Source organism: Peribacillus sp. B2I2 (genome assembly GCF_041261685.1).
In the GTDB taxonomy this organism is placed as follows: Bacteria; Bacillota; Bacilli; order Bacillales; family DSM-1321; genus Peribacillus.
In genome coordinates this window covers 538,560-558,289 of the sequence record NZ_JBGCCB010000001.1, presented here as the reverse complement: position 1 = coordinate 558,289, position 19,730 = coordinate 538,560, and the positions used below count along the sequence as shown (strand labels likewise).

Sequence of the window (19,730 nt, the reverse complement as noted above, 5' to 3'; positions counted from 1 at the left end):
CCAACAAGTGGCCCTTATGGCCATTTCAGAATTGTCCAAATAACAGGGGGAAATCTGAGGAAATCGTTATTGCCTTAATAGATATAAAAAAAAAACTAAAATAGCCGTCATGCCACAAATCACATTCAACAGAACCTGAGTAACATAACCTAAAATCCAGTACATCAAAAAAAAGCCGCAGGAAATGTTAATCCCTGCGGCCTCCTTATGTGAAATCACTGTTCTATCAATTTTCCAAGGTTGGCCATTTCAATGGCACTAACGGCAGCTTCATAGCCTTTGTTACCTGATTTAGTTCCGGCACGTTCAATGGCTTGTTCAATATTCTCAGTTGTCAACAATCCGAAGATAACCGGTACACCTGTGTCCAAGGAAACGGCTGCCATGCCTTTAGCTGCTTCATTGCACACATAATCATAATGTGAAGTGGCACCCCTGATTACCGTCCCAAGACCGATTACCGCATCATATTTACCTGTATTTACAAGTTTCTTCGCAATTAACGGAAGTTCAAAAGCACCCGGGACCCATGCGATGTCAACATCATTCTCATCAACACCATGACGCTTAAGGCCATCCAATGCCCCTCCTAAAAGCTTGCTTGTGATAAACTCATTAAATCTTCCTACAACGATTCCTACTTTCAATCCTGATCCGATTAATTGTGCTTCAATAATTTTCCCCATGTCCAATTCCTCCTAATTATTATACAGATATCATTTTTTGTTCATTTAAATGCGCTAAACTCCTTAAGCATTCGGGATGTTCAGTTCAAATTCTTGTTTCCCGATTGTATCACTTTGTTGAAGAAACCGAATCAAATCGGCTATCGTGATGAATTTCAGGTTGAATTTCTCAGCGATGACTTCCAAATCGGATACGCGTGCCATCGATCCATCTTCATTCATGATCTCGCAAATGACACCAGCTGGAGCGGCACCGCATAACTTTGCCAAATCCACCGAAGCTTCCGTATGTCCTGCCCTCCTCAGTACGCCGCCTTCTTTAGCGACTATCGGAAAAGTGTGACCAGGCCTTTGAAAATCTTCAGCGACCGAATCCTCTTTAAGAAGCTCAAGTATCGTCAATGACCGTTCAAAAGCACTGATTCCTGTGGAAGTGCTTTTATGATCGACACTAACAGTAAAAGCAGTACCATGATGATCGGTATTTTCTCCTACCATAGGATGCAGGTTCAATTTTCCTGCCAATTCTTCAGTAATGGTTGTACAAATCAAACCTCGTCCATGAGTCGCCATGAAATTAATCGCTTCCGGCGTCGCCTTTTCGGCCAACAAGACAAAATCCCCTTCATTTTCACGGTCTTCATCATCAGATACGATTACTATCTTGCCAGCTTTCAAATCTTCGATCGCTTCTTCAATTGTATGGAACATCATTACACCGCCCTTTTATTAGAATCCGTGCTCTGCCAAAAACTCTAAATTCAACCCTGGTTTTGAATCACCATTTTTCATTTGATGTATAATATATTTCCCTATCATGTCATTTTCGATGTTAACTATATCGCCAGCCGCTTTTTGCCCCAATACGGTGTCCTGATGAGTCAATGGAATCAGTGATACAGTCAAAAGGTTTCGTTCGATTCCAAATATCGTCAAGCTCGTTCCATCAATGGCTACAGATCCTTTTGGAATGCAAAAGGTACTGAGCCCTTCTTCCAATTGGATTACATAATATACGGCATTTTCTTTTCGTTCTTTTTTTATGATTGTTCCGGTTCCGTCGATATGACCTGAAACAAAATGACCGCCAAACCTTCCCTGTGCACTCATGGCTCGTTCGAGATTCACAGGTGATCCCAACTTTAACGTCCGGATCGAGGAAGCTTTGACCGTTTCCGGCATCACATCGACCGTAAACAAACTTTTCGTGAAGGACGTTACCGTTAAGCAGACCCCGTTGACTGAAATACTATCCCCCAGATGAACATCTTCAAGGATTTTTTCAGAACGAATCGACAGCTCCATACTGCTGTTTCCTTTTTTCAAGGAATGGACGGTACCGATATCCTCAATGATTCCCGTAAACATGTTTTTCCCCCTTTTATAAAATATAAAAAACCCCTTAGGAAGACCTAAGGAGTTAGCAGGAGAAATGAGTGAAAAAAACTGTATACCTAAAAAGCCTAATATTTTCTTTTTTGAAAAATTAGGCGTACGTATACACTTGGGTTCCACACGTCCTTCTCCCATCCAGACTGTACTGTCGGCTTTGGAATCTCACCAAATCCTGCCTTTATCAGGCTCGCGGGCTTAGAATTTCTTCATCACCGCCGGTTGGGATTTTCACCCGACCCCGAAGGACACTATCAACACATTGCTGCGCTTTCTAGTATTATGTTGTTATTTAAAAGCCTATGTAATAGGATTTTTACGGTTATGATATTGATTGAAATGTTTTATAGTTCTGTTGAATATTGTTCATTCCTTCCAAGTATCCTACCAAAAAACTACCACTGAATTGACTTTTAATTAATGACATATTACCACGACAAAATAAAAAGAACAAGGAATGAATCTCCTTGCCCTTCTCCATCAAGCCATTTTAAAAAAGTAATTTTGGATACTTTGTATATCCTTCCGATTTTAACCACGTGTAAGGGAAGATCCCTATTCCCTTTTTTATCCTTAGCAGGCACGTTTACATCCACTTCGACGTTTTACTCTACCTTTTGTTCAATTTTTACATTTTTTGTTTAAACCCAATTAATCTCACCTCCAAAGTCTCGAATATGTTAATGACTAGTTTATGTAAATGAATGAAAAGAGTTTGAACCACACAATGGATACTATAAAGACTTGGCCCATAAGCTCGGCCATACTAAAAATCAAGTTAGCTGCAAGTTATATGTGATGGACCATGTCTACAGGTGTGATCCGTTTCTTCCACCATTCCTGGCATAAATGATTGTCTCCTGCCAATACAACAGCACGGCACTTCTTCCAACCAGATGAGTTATAGAACTTCTTAGCTTCTTTATCACGTTTGTATTTATTGTAATAAGCCTGCTTACCCATACTATTTCCTCACCTTCTTTCTCCAAAATAAAAATGCACCCAAAGAATGAGTGCAATATTTAAACTATTTAAATTCAATTAGTGCTTTGCAACTTACCATTAACTAAACTACTATATTGTATAGGAATGTACTTACCACCTGATTTTGATTTTACTATTCCATTCAAAATAATGCTTTTTACTCTCTTTTTTACAACACTTTTTCTCTTTTTTCTTGCAACAATCTTTTACCTTCTTACAACTGTGTTTCTCTTTTTTGCACCACTTTTTATCCTTTTTTTTCTTACAACTATGTTTCCCCATATAATCATCCCCATATCATGTATTGTTATATAATATGGATTTACTAAATTTACGCTTGTGCTTGTCCCCATTAATGAATATATTGACATCTTCTTTCTCCAAGATAAAAAGCACCCAATTGAATAGATGATAATATAACTATACAATCGAATTCAGAGGGTTTTCTTTATATATTTTCTATAAAGATTTTCTTTGGGAATTTTGCTATAATGTTGAAAAAAATTTTGAGTATTCGAATCCGATTGCAGATCAGATGTTTGTAAGTTTAGGCAATTAAGGACCCCCCATAATTATGGATGCTTAATGATTTCAAATTATCTATCCACGTTCTATAAAATGAATCTCCAATAAGCCTGGTTATATCTAACATCTGTGATTTATCCTCATAGACCAATCTTGTATTTTCGTCTTCTAATTCTGTATTCAAACCAAAAATAACAGCCTTTATCAGTTATACTTTCAGACAAAAAAAGTTAACTTCCCTACTTCTTCAGGTGGAACTTCTTGACGATTTACAAAGTCCTCATTAAGGCTTTATCATTTAAGCTAGCATTTCGTGTGGAGTATACGATTCAATGCACCCTTCAATTGTGCCAACCTTTCCTACCAAACACTAAAATGGAACAAATAAAAACCGCCTCAAACCCTTTAATACAAAGGTTTAGGCGGTTTATTTTTGATCTTACGACCCGAAGGACTAAAATAATATGAATTTTTGAATATTTTAACGCCATAAAGTGAAAAAAGATATGAAATTTCTAAACTTAAATGGTTCATTAGTTACAGGAAATCCCTTTCTATATGGAAAAATGAAATTCATTTCCGAGTACCTCCGATGTGCTCCAAAAAGATTAAACATGCTTAAATGGTGGAATAAGTTATAGGAGTCACAATTCATACAAGGAGGAAGCTCATGCTTATTGCCATCACCAATTTGATTTTCTTTCTATTCGTCGTAACAATGAATTTTCTAGCCAATTTCCTGCCATTGAACGGCCAAACATCAGGAGAGGTCTCTGATAAATTGGATGTCCTTTTCACTCCTGCCGGTTATGTATTTTCCATATGGGGCTTTATCTACTTTCTGCTGGCCATTTGGGTAATCAGACAGTTTTTAGGTAACCACCTTAACAGCCCTGTTTATAAGGCATCCTCCCCTTGGTTCGCTTTAAGCTGTGTACTGAATGGTTCCTGGCTTTTGGCTTGGCATTACGAACACTTTTTGTTATCCGTATTCATTATCATCGCTCTTTTGGCCACATTAATGGTCATTTATATAAGCATAAAAAAAGTGGAGCATACTGCTTTCGATCTATTTCCGTTTTCCGTTTATACAGGCTGGGTGAGTGTTGCTGCCATCGCTGACATTTCTTATTACCTTACCTATATTAAATGGGAAGGTTATGGGATTTCCAGTGTAGCTTGGACAATCATTTTGCTGATTGCAGCAACAATCCTGGCCTTTGTCTTTGCAGGTAAAAACCGGGATTGGTGCTATCCTCTCGTATTCGTTTGGGCGTTCATAGGCATCGGGATCCGAAATGGTGCCGCCTACCCGGTAACCTCAGACATTTCTTATATTCTGGCTGCTCTCATCTTTATCGTGTCCATCACAATCTTCATCAAAAATAGAAGGAGCTGAAAAGGAAATATGGCTGCCTAAAATGCCTGCCGAAGATCATGCCATACGTCCTGCCAAGCTTCAAGGCCAACTGAGAGACGGACTAGTTGGTCACTGATGCCCATTTGTTCCCGCGAATCTTCAGGAATGGCAGAGTGCGTCATGGTGGCGGGATGCTGGATCAATGTTTCGGCATCCCCTAGACTGACGGCAATTTTGATAAGTTCCAATTTATTGAGGAATTCCTGCGCATCCTTTTTTGTGCCATGCAATTCGAAAGAGATAATGCCGCCGCCATGTTTCATCTGTTTTTGCATTATATAATGATCCGGTGAGGCTTCATCACCTGGATAATATACCTTTTTCACCTTTGGATGTTTCTTAAGTTCACGAAAGATCTCCATTGCATTGGCCGAGTGACGGTCCATCCTGACAGGCAAGGTCTTTACCCCCCGCAATAGTAACCAGGCATCGAATGGTGAAATGATTCCACCGATATCCTTCTGTGTAGTTCCAGCTACCTTTTTCATAAACTCCTTCTTGCCGACAACAAGGCCCGCAACGACATCCCCATGCCCGCAAAGATATTTCGTCGCACTATGAAGGACGATATCACATCCATATTCAAGCGGTCTCTGTAAGTAGGGAGTCGAAAACGTATTATCGACTACGACCGTTACATTATATTCCTTCGCAACTCTCACTACCATCTCTAAATCAATCATTTTCATCGTCGGATTGATTGGGGTTTCTACATATATGCAGGTCGTTTCCGGCCGAATCATTTTCCTTACTTGTTCTTCTGTATCCATTTCACAAAAATCATGAGTGATTCGGTATTTATTTTTCATTAACTGCAGAAGCCCGAATGTACATCCATATAACCCCTGTGAACACAGGATGTGGTCATCCGTTTTAGTTAACGCAAAAAGCACTGCTGAAACCGCTGCCATACCCGATCCGAAAGCAAGGCCAGCTTCCCCCCCTTCCAAAGCGGCAATCTTTTCTTCAAGCACTTGTACCGTGGGATTTCCAAGGCGAGAATAAATATATCCATCTTCTATACCGGCAAAACGCCGTTCCCCTTGCTCGGCCGTTTCGAAAGTGAATGTTGAGGTTTGGAATAAGGGTGTTGCCAAGCTTCCTAAATGCTTCTTCGAGTCATATCCTTCATGTATGACTGCCGTTTCAAACTTTTTATACTTCCCTGTCATATCGTCTCCTCCTAACCTATATCTATTGCTATCATATGTCAAAAATCCATATAAAGGAAGCGTTTTCATGCATGAATATCCCCATCAATAAACTCCAGAATTCAGTATATATAATTTAATTTCACAATTAGAATTTATAGATAAAGATTTTGGCAGGGCGCAAGATGAACAAATTCATTTTTGGTTTTCTGGTTATATTAACGACTGCTTTAATGGGTTCTACATTCGCTATAGGACAAATTGGCTTTGCGTACTTCACCCTAAGTTACTGGCAGTGTTTCGGTTCATCCTAGCAGATTTCAGCATGGCCATAGTCGTTAAGCTCATCAAACGCCCGCACTCAAAAAGATCAAGAATTGGTCCAAATGGAGTATCATCTTTTTTTCCAGACAGCTGGTGTCAGGGGATGCTTCTTTATAGGTTTAAGGACCAATTCAGCCGGGGAATTGTCGATCTTGACATTCATGAACCCGTTATTCCTCTTGCTGGATGACCCTGTTCACTGGTACGTTGCAGTTGGAGGTTCACTCATTTTCATCCGCATATTTTTGGTTAACTGGGAATCCCACCATTTTAAGACAGTGAAAAGGTCATGTAGAGTGAATTCAAATTGAGCATCCACTTAATTTTTAAAGAAAAGGAGGAGTTTTAAGAATTGGTCGGATGGTATATGTTCCCTGCTTAAATCCTAATCGTGTTTGTAAAAAAAAAGAGACAGCCGCCACGGCCATCCCTTTTCCAAATCATTCATCGACTACGATGTTTCCACCATAGAAGGTTACTCTCGTTAATGGAATCTCCAGTTCACGAGCCATTTTTTTCAACTCTCGCTCTTCTCTTTCCGTTACGATTGAAATAACAGTGCCGTCTGCACCTGCACGCCCAGTTCTCCCTGATCTATGGATATATTGATCGATGTTATCAGCCATATCAATATGAACGACCGCAGTAAGACCTTTAATATCAAGCCCCCTAGCCGCTACATCCGTTGCTATCAACATCGGGGATTTTCCGGAACGAAGCTTGCGCAGCGCTTTCTCCCGGTCGACTTTATTGGATTCCCCGTGAAGCACGCCCATTTCAACACCTTTATAGCTCAGCTTTTCATGTAAGACGCTCAGTTCTGCTATATCATTCAGGAAGGCAAGGGCCTTCACATCTTTAAGTCTTGTGATTTTCTCAAGAATCTTGGATTTTTCCCGTCTCTCTACAACAAAGTACAGATGATCCACTTTCGATTCCATTTTTTCATGCTTATCGACCTTTATCATTTCGGGTTCATTCATGAATCCTCGGGCCGCTTTTTCCGTTTCCTCTGGCAGAGTTGCCGAAAATACCATTATTTGCCTGTCTTTGAGGGTTGTTTTGATAATATTATTGATCGTACCCATATGCTCTGGAGTGATCAATTGGTCACCTTCATCAAGTACAATCGTCTTAACTTCATGCATCTTCAATTTCTTTTGGGCAATCAATTCATAAATCCTACCCGGTGTTCCGGCAATTACCTGTGGATGCTTCTTCAGTTTGTCCAACTGCCTTTTCACATTAGCACCGCCGATGAATGCTGCACCCGTTATGCCGCTTCCCTCTGACCAAATGCGAATTTCTTCATTGATTTGCATGACCAGTTCTCGGGATGATGCCAAAATCAAAGCTTGCGGCGATTTTTTTTCAGGATCTACCTTTTCTAACACTGGCAGTAAATAAGCTAAAGTTTTTCCGGTTCCAGTCGGTGATTCAGCCATGATGTCTTTTCCCTCAACAATCACGGGAATCGCTTTAGTTTGAATCGGGGTAAGTTGTCCGAATCCGGACTTTTTCCAGACCTCTTGTATATATGGTTTTCTATCGTTCACTAATGCAGGTAATTCGCTCATATCGTTCTCCTTTAATATAAAACTTTTCCTATCATTCATAGTACCACTTATTCTTGTCCAGTAGCCAACGGAATACGAATTGTAACCGTCGTCCCTTTGTTTATCTCACTTTCAAAATGCATTTCCCCGTCAAGGCGATGAACGACCTTCCGGCAAATTGCAAGTCCGATCCCTGTACCCTTTTCCTTCGTCGAATAAAAAGGCTCACCAATCCTTTCAAGGCGCTCGGGCATCATTCCTATGCCATTATCACTCACGCTGACTACAGCTTGATCATCGAGGATTTGCAGCGACAGATCAATTTTCCCATTATCCTCTATCGCTTCAATGCTATTCTTGACAACATTGATTATCAACTGTTTAAGTTCAATTGAATCAGCCATAATATAAATCGGTTCAGCGGTTTTAACCCTAAACCCCATTTCGATATTATTCAAATTCGTCTCTGCTTGCATCAACGTGAATACCTGTTGTAAACTGTCGGCAAGATCTATCCTTCGGAATGCGACATCCTGTTTCTTTCCGAGAACCAACAGTTCACTTGAGATAATATTAATTCGGTCAATTTCCTTCAACATGATATCAGAATGCAGCGGGTTGACCTCCTGTGTCATGTCCATTAATTGTACGAATCCTTTTAAAGATGTCAGCGGATTTCTTATCTCATGTGCGACGGCAGCAGCCAGATGTCCGATTACAGATAGCTTTTCCGACATGATCATCAATTCCTCTTCGCGCCGCAATTCAGTAATATCCCTTACGATTGCATATACTCCAAGCATTTCCGCTTGAACGATGATCGGTAGAAAGGTTACACGGATTATCCGCTTTTCATCACTCTTATTCTGGATGGTCGTTTCGAATTTTACGGCTTCGCCTTGAAGGGACTGTATAAAGAAAACAGATACTTTTTCCTTTTCATTCCAGTTGATGAGATGATTCGCATTCTTGCCTTTCAAATTGTCACTGTGATGACCTAACAGCTTTTCAGCTTCCGGGTTAATTGAAACGACATTTCCTTCAAGATTCAGTTCAAGGACACAATCGGGGTTATGCTTGAACAGCGACTGATACTGTTCATCCTTTAGATTGAATTCCTGTTGGGACCTCAACATTTTCCCCGTCCAATACCTGATTATGAAGTATAAGAAAAGCCCGGTTATGAAAATGAACATCCATCCTTTGGAATGTTGAAACATTGCATATATCTGAACATCCGCCTTTGCCTGTGTCATAGAGATGTAATCCGTAACGATAATCCATAAGACCCCAATGATTATATATATAATAGCCACTTTACATGCAATTTTATGAGATTGGTTCATGTTTTATCCTTTGTAATGTTTTTTGGTTTATTATTCCCAAATCACTCAAAAAAAGCCCTCATGTTTTCCACATAAGGACTCTTTGGATATTGTACCATATCTATGGCGTTCATTGTTTGTATCTAAAAAACAACTGGGTTAAATGATCAAGAGAGGTTTTTGATGGCTTGATTGAATTCCTCTTCTATAACTTTTGAAGGCTTGGCCGATAGTAAGCTGAAAACAACGACCGCTATTGTTCCAGCGATGAAACCAGGAATGATTTCGTATACTTCAGCTAACTCTTCGATCATTTCCCAAACGATTACTGTTGAGGTACCGACAATCATTCCCGCCAGGGCTCCCCATTTCGTCATTCGCTTCCAGTACAGGCTTAACAAAATGACCGGACCGAAGGCCGCTCCAAAACCGGCCCATGCATAACCCACCAATTTAAGGATCGTACCACTTGGATTAAAAGCTAAAATGAGAGCGATGGCAGAAATTGCTAAAACGCCAAACCGGCCCACTAGCACTAATTCCTTATCCGATGCATTCGGCCGAATGAACTGCTTATAGAAATCATCCGTCAGGGCACTTGCAGAAACTAACAGCTGAGACGCAATCGTACTCATGACCGCTGCCAAAATCGCCGCCAACAAGAAGCCTGTAATTAAAGAAGGAAACAGTTCTTTAGCTAAAATGATGAAGACAGACTCTGCACTTTTCTCCCCTAAAGGACTGCTTGTCAGATTAAAATAAGCAATCCCTACCAATCCGGTGAACATCGCTCCCACGATAGCAAAAATCATCCAGCCCATACCGATTCTCCGTGCACTTTTCAATTCCTTAACAGATGAAACCGCCATGAATCGAACGATTATATGAGGCTGCCCGAAATAACCAAGTCCCCATGCCAGAAGAGATATGATGCCAATGGTTGATGTTCCTTCGAAAGCATGCAATAAATTCGGGTTAATCGATTTTATTTCATTGAAGGTAGGATCCCAGCCACCAATATTTACAATCGTGACAACTGGTACTAGAATTAAGGCAATGAACATAATCGTACCTTGTACGAAGTCCGTCCAGCTAACAGCCAGGAATCCGCCAAATAATGTGTAAAGAATAACAACGCTCGCCGTCAGCCAGATGCCCCACCGGTAATCCAAATTGAAAGCGGAGCGGAAAAGCTCACCGCCTGCTACCATACCTGAAGAGGTGTAAAAGGTGAAGAAGATTAAAATGACCGATGCTGATACAACTTTCAAAATCCGTGATCCATCTTTAAACCGATTTCCCAAAAAGTCGGGAATCGTAATCGAATTGCCGGCCACTTCCGTATATGTCCGAAGTCTTGGTGCCACGAATAACCAGTTTAAATAAGATCCTGCACACAGGCCGATGACAATCCAGCCAGCACTTAACCCGCTTATGTACATTGCACCGGGAAGACCCATCAACAGCCAGCCGCTCATATCGGAAGCACCTGCACTCAATGCAGTTACAGCTGGGCCCAAGTTCCGGCCGCCAAGCATGTAATCCGTTAAGTTGGCCGTTCTCCGATAGGCCAAATAACCAATTAACAGCATGCCTGCCATGTATATTCCAATTGATATTATAATTCCATATTCCAAAAATGAATCCTCCTATTTATAGGTTAATTTTCATCTTGTAAGCTTATCAGAAAAAAAAACATATGTTAAGAAGTTCTTGCACCTATCAACGATTTCACTTTCAATATAATTAAGAAAATTCATTTTATTAGATTAAATTATTAGGAGGAATACGCCCATGCAATCCTATATCAATCAGCCAGATGGAGTCTTTCCCTCTGTTTGCTCTCTTGACTGTCCTGATCAATGCGGTCTACTGCTGCACAAAAAGGACGGGAAAATCATTAAAGTTCAGGGGGACCCTGATCATCCAGTCACCAAAGGGAATATTTGCAACAAGGTCCGGAACATGACTGCCCGCCTATATGACCCCAATCGCATAAAGCAGCCATTAAAGCGCATCGGCCCGAAAGGAGAAGGGAAATTCGCTCCAATCAGTTGGGAAGAGGCCATTGACACAATTACTTTCAAATGGAATGATCTGCTCGAAATGCATGGCCCTGAAAGCATACTTCCCTACAGCTTTTATGGAAACATGGGTAACCTAAGCGCAGAGGGCATGGATCGCCGTTTTTTTCACAAACTCGGTGCAAGCATGCTTGAGCGTTCCATTTGTAACGCGGCCGGCTCAGTCGGATACAACTATACAATGGGTGGTTCTTTCGGCATCGACCCTGAAGAAACGATTCATACAAAGCTTTTCATCATGTGGGGCATTAATGCGGTGAGCACAAATATGCACCAAGTTACGCTTGCACAGCAAGCCCGAAAAAACGGGGCCAAAGTAGTTGTCATTGACGTACATAAAAACCAAACCGGTAAGTGGGCAGATTGGTTCATACCGATTCTGCCTGGTACCGATAGTGCCCTTGCCCTCGGTTTAATGCATATTCTATTTGCCGAGAATCTAGTCGATCAGCCTTTTCTTGATGAATACACAGTGGGTGCTGCTGAATTGCGCGAACACGTCCGCCAATATGACCCTGCAACCGTCTCCGCGATCACCAGCGTTCCAATGGATGACTTATATGAATTAGCCAGGATGTATGGCACTACCACTCCATCATTCGTCCGAATAGGCAATGGGCTGCAGCACCATGATAATGGCGGCATGGCAGTACGCACCATTGCCTGCCTGCCTGCACTTACCGGCCAATGGATGACGGAAGGCGGCGGGGCCATCAAAGGGAATTCAGGATATCTGGCTTTTAATACAAATGCCTTAAGACGCCCTGATTTATTGCACAATAAATCTACTCGGACCATTAATATGAACCAAATCGGTCAAGCTCTATTGGAAAAAGAAAACCCGATTCGCTCCATGTTTGTATACGGCTCCAACCCAGCACTTGTCGCTCCGAATGCAAATAAGGTGCAGGAAGGTCTAATGCGGGAAGATCTATTCACAGTGGTGCATGATCTATTCTTGACCGAAACGGCCATGTTTGCTGACCTCGTCCTCCCTGCCACATCATCTTATGAAACGGAGGATTTTTATAATTCATACTGGCATAATTACGTCCAAATACAGAAACCTGTAGTCGATAAATATGGCGAGTCGAAATCGAATGTTGAATTGTTCAAACTTTTAGCTGATGGAATGGGCTTTGAGGAACAAGCTTTTAAAGATTCAGAAGAAGATATGATACGGCAGGCGCTTGATTTTCCCGATAATCCGCATTTGGAAGGCATCACCTATGACTCCCTTTCAAGGAATCAATTTGTCAAAGCCAAGATGCACCGGATGTTCCCAGGCAAGCTACCGACACCAAGCGGTAAAATCGAACTTTATTCAGAACGGATGAAGCGCGATGGATATCAGCCTCTACCAACATATACACCAATCATAAAAGACAGCGAACTGCCATTTTTATTCATACCGGCACCTAATCATAACTTCTTGAATTCAACCTTTTCAAATAATGCCAAACATATCTCCTTGGAAAAGGAACCTAAGCTGCACATCAATGCAGCTGATGCCAAAACGTTAGGGATAGCTTCCGGAGATATGGTTAAAATCTGGAACGGCCGCGGTGAATGCTTGCTTACCGCCGCTCCCGGTGAAAATGTGTTACCCGGCGTACTTGTCAGCCAAGGCTTGTGGCAGAATGCACCTGAAACGAAACAACTCATCAATGCCCTTACTCCAGATCGCCTCTCAGACATGGGCAATGGCGCCGTTTTCTTTTCAGGACGGGTGGATCTTGAAAAAGTCCAACATAAGTCCACGAATCTATAAATATATCGGCGATTCTGGAGTTATTTCGCCGATTCTCGGATTATATCGGCGATTCTGGAATTATTTCTGCGATTTCCAGATTTTATCGGCGATTCTGGAATTATTTCTGCGATTTCCAGATTTTATCGGCGATTTCCGTTTTTTTGCATATCAACATAAAAAAGGCTGTTCCACAAGGAACAGCCTTTTCGTCTAGCTATTTACTCTTCATCAAACCAACCAGTTGGCTGAATATCCAAGTTGTTATTGATTTGCTTTACTTCCGTATATGCCTCATAACCGAAAGTGCCCAGTTCGCGTCCATTTCCACTTTGCTTGAATCCTCCCCAAGGAGCTTCATTATAAGTCGGGTGATATGAGTTTATCCACGTGATGCCGGCACGTACTTTTTTAATGACACGGTACGCTTTTGCGATATCATTGGTGAACACCGCTCCCGCTAAACCATATTTCGTATCATTGGCAAGTCGAAGAGCTTCCGCTTCATCCTTGAACTTTTGAACGACAAGCACCGGTCCAAAAATTTCTTCCTGCACAATCCGCATGTCCGGTGTCGTATCAACAAAAATAGTAGGTTCGACAAAGTAACCTTTATCCAAGCCTTCTTCTTTAATTCGGTTTCCACCGACGATTAATTTGGCTCCTTCTTCTTTTCCAATTTGGATATACGATAATATCTTGTTCATATGGGCCTCTGAAACGATAGGACCCATTTGGCTTTTTTCATCGGAACCTGAGCCTACTTTGATCTTTTTCGCCTTAGCAGTAAGGCTTGCAATGAACTGATCGTAAATGGACTCCTCCAAAAGTAACCGGGAGCCCGCTGAACAAACTTGTCCTTGATTACAGAAAATCCCGTAGAGAGCATAATCAACTGCAGTCTCGAAGTCAGAGTCCGCAAATACGATATTAGGCGATTTCCCACCGAGCTCCAATGTCACTTTCTTTAGGTTACCTAGTGAAGCCTCCATGATCTTACGTCCTGTAGCCGTTCCTCCCGTAAAGGCTACTTTATCTATTTCTTCATGTTCGGCAATCGCCTGTCCGACAATTGGCCCCGCTCCTAACACTAGGTTTGCGACACCTTTAGGCAATCCGACCTCATCCATGATTTCAAATAGTTTGACAGCTGTCACGGGAGTAACCTCCGATGGTTTGAACACAACGGAATTTCCTGCAGCCAGTGCCGGGGCTAGTTTCCAGGCTGACATCATTAGAGGGAAATTCCAAGGAACGATCTGCCCGCATACACCAATCGGTTCCCTTACGACCATCGCTTGCTGACCATCAGGAACTTCATAAGTCTGACCTGTCGGTTTTGTAGCCAATCCTGCATAATATCTAAAACAGGCTGCTGAATCATCTATGTCATAACGAGCCTCACGCAATGGCTTCCCATTATCCAATGTTTCCAACGCAGCAAGTTCTTCAGCTTTTTCTTCTATTTTATCGGCAATTTTGAATAAAATGCGAGCTCGCTCCACTGCCGGAGTTCCCCACCATCCACCTTCATAGAAAGCATATTTCGCTGCCTCGACAGCTGCATCCACGTCTTCCTGTGTGCCTTCTGCAGCTGTAGCAATAACTTCTCCCGTGGCCGGATTCAATACATCCCTCTTCTCACCTGAAGTCGAATTCACCCATTCCCCATTGATGTACATCTTTAAGTCCAGTGCTCCCGTTCCTTCTTTTTTCGTGTTATTTTGTAAAGTTTCCTGCATATAAATTCCTCCTCGGTTTTAAGTTATCTACCTATATAAGATATGAGCAAGATTCATGCCAGTTTGAAATATTAGGGAAATCACATTTTCTTGCCCTTTCCTGTACCATTTAAATTCAATCATGAATTCCCTATTCAATTCTGCATAAAACATTTACAACTTTCGCCACAGCTCTTTTATAAATTCATAGAAAAATAGTAAATCAGCAGCTCAAAAAAAGAGATGAGCAGCTGCTCATCTCTTAATACATTAATTCCGGTTAAAAATGACCAATTTCATTTCCGTCATCTCTTCAATGGCATATTTTAACCCTTCGCGGCCCGTCCCGCTTTTTTTGATTCCGCCATATGGCATGTTGTCGACACGGTAAGTTGGGATATCATTAATGATAACACCGCCGACTTCCAATTTTTCTGCGGCAGAAAGTGCCAAATTGATATTTTCTGTGTAAATCCCGGCCTGCAATCCGAATTCGGAATCATTGACCATATCAATCGCTTCCTCAACGGACGAAACTTTATTGATCAAAACAATGGGAGCAAAGACTTCCTGACAAGATACCTTAAGCCTTGCATCCACTTCCAGCAACACGGTGGGATGCAGGATATTCCCTTCAGATTTACCTCCTGCTGCAACAACCGCACCGTGTTGTTTAGCTTCACCAATCCAGTCCAGGCTTCGCTGTACATCGCCAGGGCTGATTAATGCCGAGATATCCACTGCGGGATCCATGGAATCACCAAGCTTCAAGTCCTTCGTTGCTTCAGTGAATTTTTTGACGAACTCATCATATATCTCTTCATGAACATATGCGCGCTGTAAGGAAATACAGACCTGCCCTTGGAAAGCGAATGCCGCCGATACACAGCGCTTGATGATTTTATCGATATTTATTCCTTTATCCACTATGACAGCTGCATTTGAACCAAGTTCAAGACTCACTTTCTTTAACCCTGCCTTATTACGAATCCCGATTCCTACAGCAGGACTTCCAGTGAATGAAATGCTCTTCACCCTTGAATCAGTGACTAATTTATCACCAATTACCGAACCGCTTCCGGTAACTAAATTAAACGCACCTGCCGGCAAATCCGTTTCTGCTAACAGCTCAGCAAGAAATAGCGAAGATAGCGGTGTTTGGCTCGCAGGTTTCAAGACAAGCGTATTTCCTGCAGCAATGGCCGGCCCTACTTTATGAGCAACAAGGTTCATCGGAAAATTAAAAGGCGTAATCGCACCCACAACTCCAATCGGCTCACGGACGGTGTAGCCAATCCTTCCTTCCCCGTCAGCTGTAGCATCCATCGTCAATGTTTCGCCATGAATCCTTTTTGCTTCCTCTGCTGCAAATTTATAAGTGGCGATCGTCCGGGTTACTTCCCCCATAGCCGTTTTAATCGGTTTCGCTGCCTCTTTAGCAATGATTTCAGCTGCTTCATCTTTTCGGCTTTCCAAAAGACTCGCAAGTTTTTCAAGTATGGCAGCCCGTTTATGGCTAGGTAAAGCGGCCATTGTTTTTCTAGCTTGATAGGCTGATTCTATCGCCGATTCGACATCTTCCAGGCTTGCTGAAGGAATCTCCGCAAGTACTTCCCCGCTATAGGGAGACTTTAGTGTCGTGAACTTTTCTGCTTCTTGCCATTTACCATTAATGAATAATTTCTTCTTCAGCGTTTCCGTCATGACCATCCTTTTCACCTCTTATAAAATTTCTTTTTCTACAGCAGTAAATGTCTTATCAAGGATTTCAATTATTCTTTCTACTTCCGATTTAGTAATGATTAAAGGCGGTGCGAATACCAGTGTATCTTGGTCAAACGTAACAGACCGACAAATCAAACCATTCTTTGCGGCTTCAGCAACCAATCTTGGAGCAAGCTGTGTCTCAAAGCCTTCCCCCGTTTGTTTGTCCTTTACGATGGAGATGCCCCCAATTAGTCCAAGTGCCCTAACATCACCAACAATCGGGTGTTTGCTTTGAAGCTTCTTAAAGCCAGCAAGCAACTCTTCACCACGCTGTTTCGAGTTTTCTATCAGGTTTTCACGTTCAATTATTTCAATATTTTTCAAAGCAACCGCACAAGCCATAGGGTGACCACTGTATGTGTAGCCATGTAAAAGCGTGCCTTTTGAAAGGGCTATGAAATCTTGATGCATCTTATCATTCAGGACGACCCCGCCTAACTGTGCATATCCACTCGTAACACCTTTTGCAAAGCACATCATATCCGGTACAACGCCAAAGTGCTCAATTCCAAAATAAGTCCCTGTTCTACCGAAACCTGTAATGACTTCATCCGTCACCATTAAAATGCCGTATTCGTTACAAATCTCCCTTACTTCCTTAAAATAGCCTTCAGGAGGAAGGTTCACGCCACCTGCTCCTTGAATCGGTTCAGCCATAAATGCTGCAATCGTTTCAGGTCCTTCCTGTACAATGACCTTACGCAACTCCTCAATGGAGGAACCTTCCACATGGTAAAAATCCGGTGCGGTTGAATTCGTGAAGTCCCGGAACGGTTTCAGACCAGTCGCACTTGTAGCTCCCATTGCCACTCCATGATAGGATTTCGAGCGAGAAATGATTTTTTGTCGATTAGGCTGCCCTTTCAAAATCCAGTAATGACGAGCTAGTTTGATGGCCGTATCATTCGACTCCGATCCACCTGAAGTGAAGAAAACTGCATTCAAATCCCCAGGAGCGATGGAAGCGATTTTGGCCGCTAACCGGATTGCCGGCTCATTGCTGAAAGTGGCGAAACTAGAGGTGAAAGCTAACTTCGCCATTTGTTCCTTCGCCACATCAGCCAACTCTTCTTGTCCATGTCCAATATTCACATTCCAAAGTGAAGCCATGCCATCAATGACAGTCCTGCCCTTGACATCCGTAAGATATATTCCCTTACCTTCAGTAAAAATGAAACTTGGACCATCTGTCTGCTGTTGTTCGATTGCAGTAGTAGGATGAATAAAATGCTTTTTATCCAAATCGATTAATTCCTGAATACCCGTCTTCTCTTTAATCATGTAAAAAACACCCTTCTCATGTAATGTATTTTTTTGCTAAACTATTTTATTTATATATATTTATAGATATAGCAAGATGCATGCCAAATTATATGAGCCTTATATTAAAGGTATTCAAGTTAAAATGATTCATAATCAAATCAATACGAGTGAATATTGATTCATATATAAATCACTCGATTCATATTCAAATCACTAGACCCCCATTCATTTAGAAAGAGTACTAATTTACAGGCAGTATGTTGAATTCCACCGTCATTCTCCAACAGATGTTACATAACCTTACATAATATATTGAATTTTCGGAAGATTTGTATTATTATCGTGTTAATACTTTTCATTCTTTTTTTGCCGCTAGGTTAATCTAAACGAAAGAAGTTGATATATATGCAGGCAGGTTTTGAACTGCTCCAAAAACAAACCATGAAATTATCATTAACCCCTGAATTACAGCAATCGATCAATATCCTTCAATATTCCACCTATGAACTAATAGATTTCCTACATCGACAGGCAAACGAAAATCCCGTACTCGAAATAAGCGAAACATTTAAAGAGCCCCCCGGATCCTCTGAATCTTTCATTCGTACACATAAAATTAATTCTCAGTTACGGGGATCTTCCTCTAAAAGTTTCAACGGAGAAAATGATTACAACCCGATCAATAATTATTCCGTCAACACAGAAACACTGGAAAACCACTTATTGGAACAAATGAGTATGTTAAGGTCATTGAGATCCATCGAAAGGAAGATTCTCCAATTTTTAATTGGGAATTTAAATGAATATGGATACCTTGAATTGGATGGAAATTGGACAGCCTCGCATTTTTCCGTGTCCGTGGAAGAAATAGAAGATATGATTCAAGTATTGCAATCCCTTGACCCCATTGGAGTCGGGGCTAAAGATCTGACCGATTGTTTACTCATTCAGCTGCGTGAGCATGACGATTACAATGAATTGGCGTATAAGATCGTTAAAAAGCACATAACGGATTTAGCAGAAAAACGCTACAGAAAAATTGCGGGCCTTTACAACGTGACCGTTCAGGAAGTACAAGAGGCCTCTGATTTCATCCGGACGTTAAACCCTCGTCCCGTCAGTCACTTTTCCAAAGATATGACTCATTACATCGTTCCGGACGTATATGTGGAAAAAGAAAAAGAAGGGTTCCTGATAACGGTCAATGACAGCTACACACCTAAACTTTCCATCAATCCTTACTATAAGAACCACCTCGCTATGAATCCTGGTAATAAGGTAAAAGATTATGTCAAAGGTCACATAAATGATGCCCAATTACTATTAAAAGGGCTTGAACAAAGACAAATGACACTTTACAAAGTGACAGCTACAATAGTGGAGGAGCAACAAGAATTTTTCATGAAGGGAATCGCTGGTTTAAAACCTATGACACTGAAAGACATTTCGGAAAAACTCCAACTTCATGAATCAACAATCAGCAGGGCGACAAGCAATAAATATATTCAGACACCGCATGGCCTATTTAAATTAAAGAACTTCTTTACTAGAGGCTTAAACCGAGTGAATAGCCAAGCGACCGAATCCACGGCGACCATCAAAGAAAAAATAAAGGTCTTGATTGCCGATGAGGATAAGATAAAGCCTTTTTCAGATCAGAAAATTTGTCAGATATTCGAAAATGAAGGGACGAAAATTTCTCGCCGCACCATTGCTAAATACCGTGAAGTCCTAGGTATACCGGGATCTTCCAAACGCCGCAGATATTAAAATCAAAAAAAC

General features: G+C 41.5%; 15 protein-coding genes, 1 pseudogene and 1 riboswitch. Of the genes and pseudogenes, 4 read left to right on the top strand and 12 right to left on the bottom strand.

What is annotated here, in order from left to right; genetic code table 11:
• Positions 1–215: 215 nt before the first annotated feature.
• The 5 genes and pseudogenes from ribH to ABIE66_RS02720 all read right to left on the bottom strand — a co-directional run bounded on the left by ribH (position 216) and on the right by ABIE66_RS02720 (position 3,433).
• On the bottom strand, positions 216–686 hold the full coding sequence (gene ribH, locus ABIE66_RS02740; protein ID WP_056522523.1) for a 6,7-dimethyl-8-ribityllumazine synthase: 471 nt from the start codon (positions 684–686) through the stop codon (positions 216–218).
• 72 nt (positions 687–758) lie between these two features.
• Positions 759–1,397: pseudogene (ribB, locus tag ABIE66_RS02735) on the bottom strand (3,4-dihydroxy-2-butanone-4-phosphate synthase); the annotation flags it as partial.
• An 18-nt stretch (positions 1,398–1,415) separates the two neighbouring features.
• Entirely contained in the window at positions 1,416–2,054 is a 639-nt protein-coding gene (gene ribE, locus ABIE66_RS02730) for a riboflavin synthase (protein WP_370013785.1), read from the bottom strand.
• A 146-nt stretch (positions 2,055–2,200) separates the two neighbouring features.
• A riboswitch (FMN riboswitch) is annotated at positions 2,201–2,331 on the bottom strand.
• A 536-nt stretch (positions 2,332–2,867) separates the two neighbouring features.
• Positions 2,868–3,041: a hypothetical protein gene (locus ABIE66_RS02725; RefSeq protein ID WP_370013784.1), complete on the bottom strand. Its 174-nt coding sequence runs from the start codon at positions 3,039–3,041 to the stop codon at positions 2,868–2,870.
• Positions 3,042–3,268: 227 nt separating this feature from the next.
• Positions 3,269–3,433, bottom strand: coding sequence for a hypothetical protein (locus ABIE66_RS02720; protein WP_370013783.1), 165 nt, complete (start codon positions 3,431–3,433; stop codon positions 3,269–3,271).
• Between the two features lie 824 nt (positions 3,434–4,257).
• Between ABIE66_RS02720 and ABIE66_RS02715 the strand changes: the two genes are divergently transcribed.
• Positions 4,258–4,986: a TspO/MBR family protein gene (locus tag ABIE66_RS02715; protein ID WP_370013782.1), complete on the top strand. Its 729-nt coding sequence runs from the start codon at positions 4,258–4,260 to the stop codon at positions 4,984–4,986.
• A 17-nt stretch (positions 4,987–5,003) separates the two neighbouring features.
• Here ABIE66_RS02715 and megL read toward each other — a convergent pair whose 3' ends face one another.
• Positions 5,004–6,179, bottom strand: a complete 1,176-nt coding sequence (gene megL, locus ABIE66_RS02710; protein ID WP_370013781.1) for a methionine gamma-lyase — start codon at positions 6,177–6,179, stop codon at positions 5,004–5,006.
• Positions 6,180–6,483: 304 nt separating this feature from the next.
• On the opposite strand from megL, the gene ABIE66_RS02705 reads away from it, so the two are divergent.
• Positions 6,484–6,672 carry a hypothetical protein gene (locus tag ABIE66_RS02705; protein ID WP_370013780.1) on the top strand — a complete coding sequence of 63 codons (189 nt, stop codon included), beginning with the start codon at positions 6,484–6,486 and terminating at the stop codon, positions 6,670–6,672.
• Positions 6,673–6,922: 250 nt separating this feature from the next.
• Here the strand turns inward: ABIE66_RS02705 and ABIE66_RS02700 are convergent, their stop codons facing one another.
• From ABIE66_RS02700 to putP, 3 genes are all read right to left on the bottom strand, one after another.
• Positions 6,923–8,059 carry a DEAD/DEAH box helicase gene (locus ABIE66_RS02700; protein WP_289323587.1) on the bottom strand — a complete coding sequence of 379 codons (1,137 nt, stop codon included), beginning with the start codon at positions 8,057–8,059 and terminating at the stop codon, positions 6,923–6,925.
• Between the two features lie 47 nt (positions 8,060–8,106).
• Complete coding sequence (locus tag ABIE66_RS02695) at positions 8,107–9,354, bottom strand: ATP-binding protein (RefSeq protein WP_370013779.1); 1,248 nt, start codon at positions 9,352–9,354, stop codon at positions 8,107–8,109.
• 176 nt (positions 9,355–9,530) lie between these two features.
• Positions 9,531–11,000: a sodium/proline symporter PutP gene (putP, locus tag ABIE66_RS02690; protein WP_289318109.1), complete on the bottom strand. Its 1,470-nt coding sequence runs from the start codon at positions 10,998–11,000 to the stop codon at positions 9,531–9,533.
• A 157-nt stretch (positions 11,001–11,157) separates the two neighbouring features.
• On the opposite strand from putP, the gene ABIE66_RS02685 reads away from it, so the two are divergent.
• Positions 11,158–13,218, top strand: coding sequence for a molybdopterin oxidoreductase family protein (locus ABIE66_RS02685; RefSeq protein WP_370013777.1), 2,061 nt, complete (start codon positions 11,158–11,160; stop codon positions 13,216–13,218).
• A 200-nt stretch (positions 13,219–13,418) separates the two neighbouring features.
• Here ABIE66_RS02685 and ABIE66_RS02680 read toward each other — a convergent pair whose 3' ends face one another.
• From ABIE66_RS02680 to ABIE66_RS02670, 3 genes are all read right to left on the bottom strand, one after another.
• Positions 13,419–14,939 carry an aldehyde dehydrogenase family protein gene (locus tag ABIE66_RS02680; protein WP_289323584.1) on the bottom strand — a complete coding sequence of 507 codons (1,521 nt, stop codon included), beginning with the start codon at positions 14,937–14,939 and terminating at the stop codon, positions 13,419–13,421.
• Between the two features lie 249 nt (positions 14,940–15,188).
• Positions 15,189–16,622 (bottom strand): aldehyde dehydrogenase family protein, encoded by a 1,434-nt coding sequence (locus ABIE66_RS02675; RefSeq protein ID WP_370016967.1) that lies wholly within the window; start codon positions 16,620–16,622, stop codon positions 15,189–15,191.
• An 18-nt stretch (positions 16,623–16,640) separates the two neighbouring features.
• Positions 16,641–17,966: an aminotransferase family protein gene (locus ABIE66_RS02670; RefSeq protein ID WP_289333573.1), complete on the bottom strand. Its 1,326-nt coding sequence runs from the start codon at positions 17,964–17,966 to the stop codon at positions 16,641–16,643.
• Positions 17,967–18,353: 387 nt separating this feature from the next.
• Between ABIE66_RS02670 and rpoN the strand changes: the two genes are divergently transcribed.
• Positions 18,354–19,718, top strand: a complete 1,365-nt coding sequence (rpoN, locus tag ABIE66_RS02665) for an RNA polymerase factor sigma-54 (RefSeq protein ID WP_289323581.1) — start codon at positions 18,354–18,356, stop codon at positions 19,716–19,718.
• The last annotated feature ends 12 nt before the right edge of the window (positions 19,719–19,730 follow it).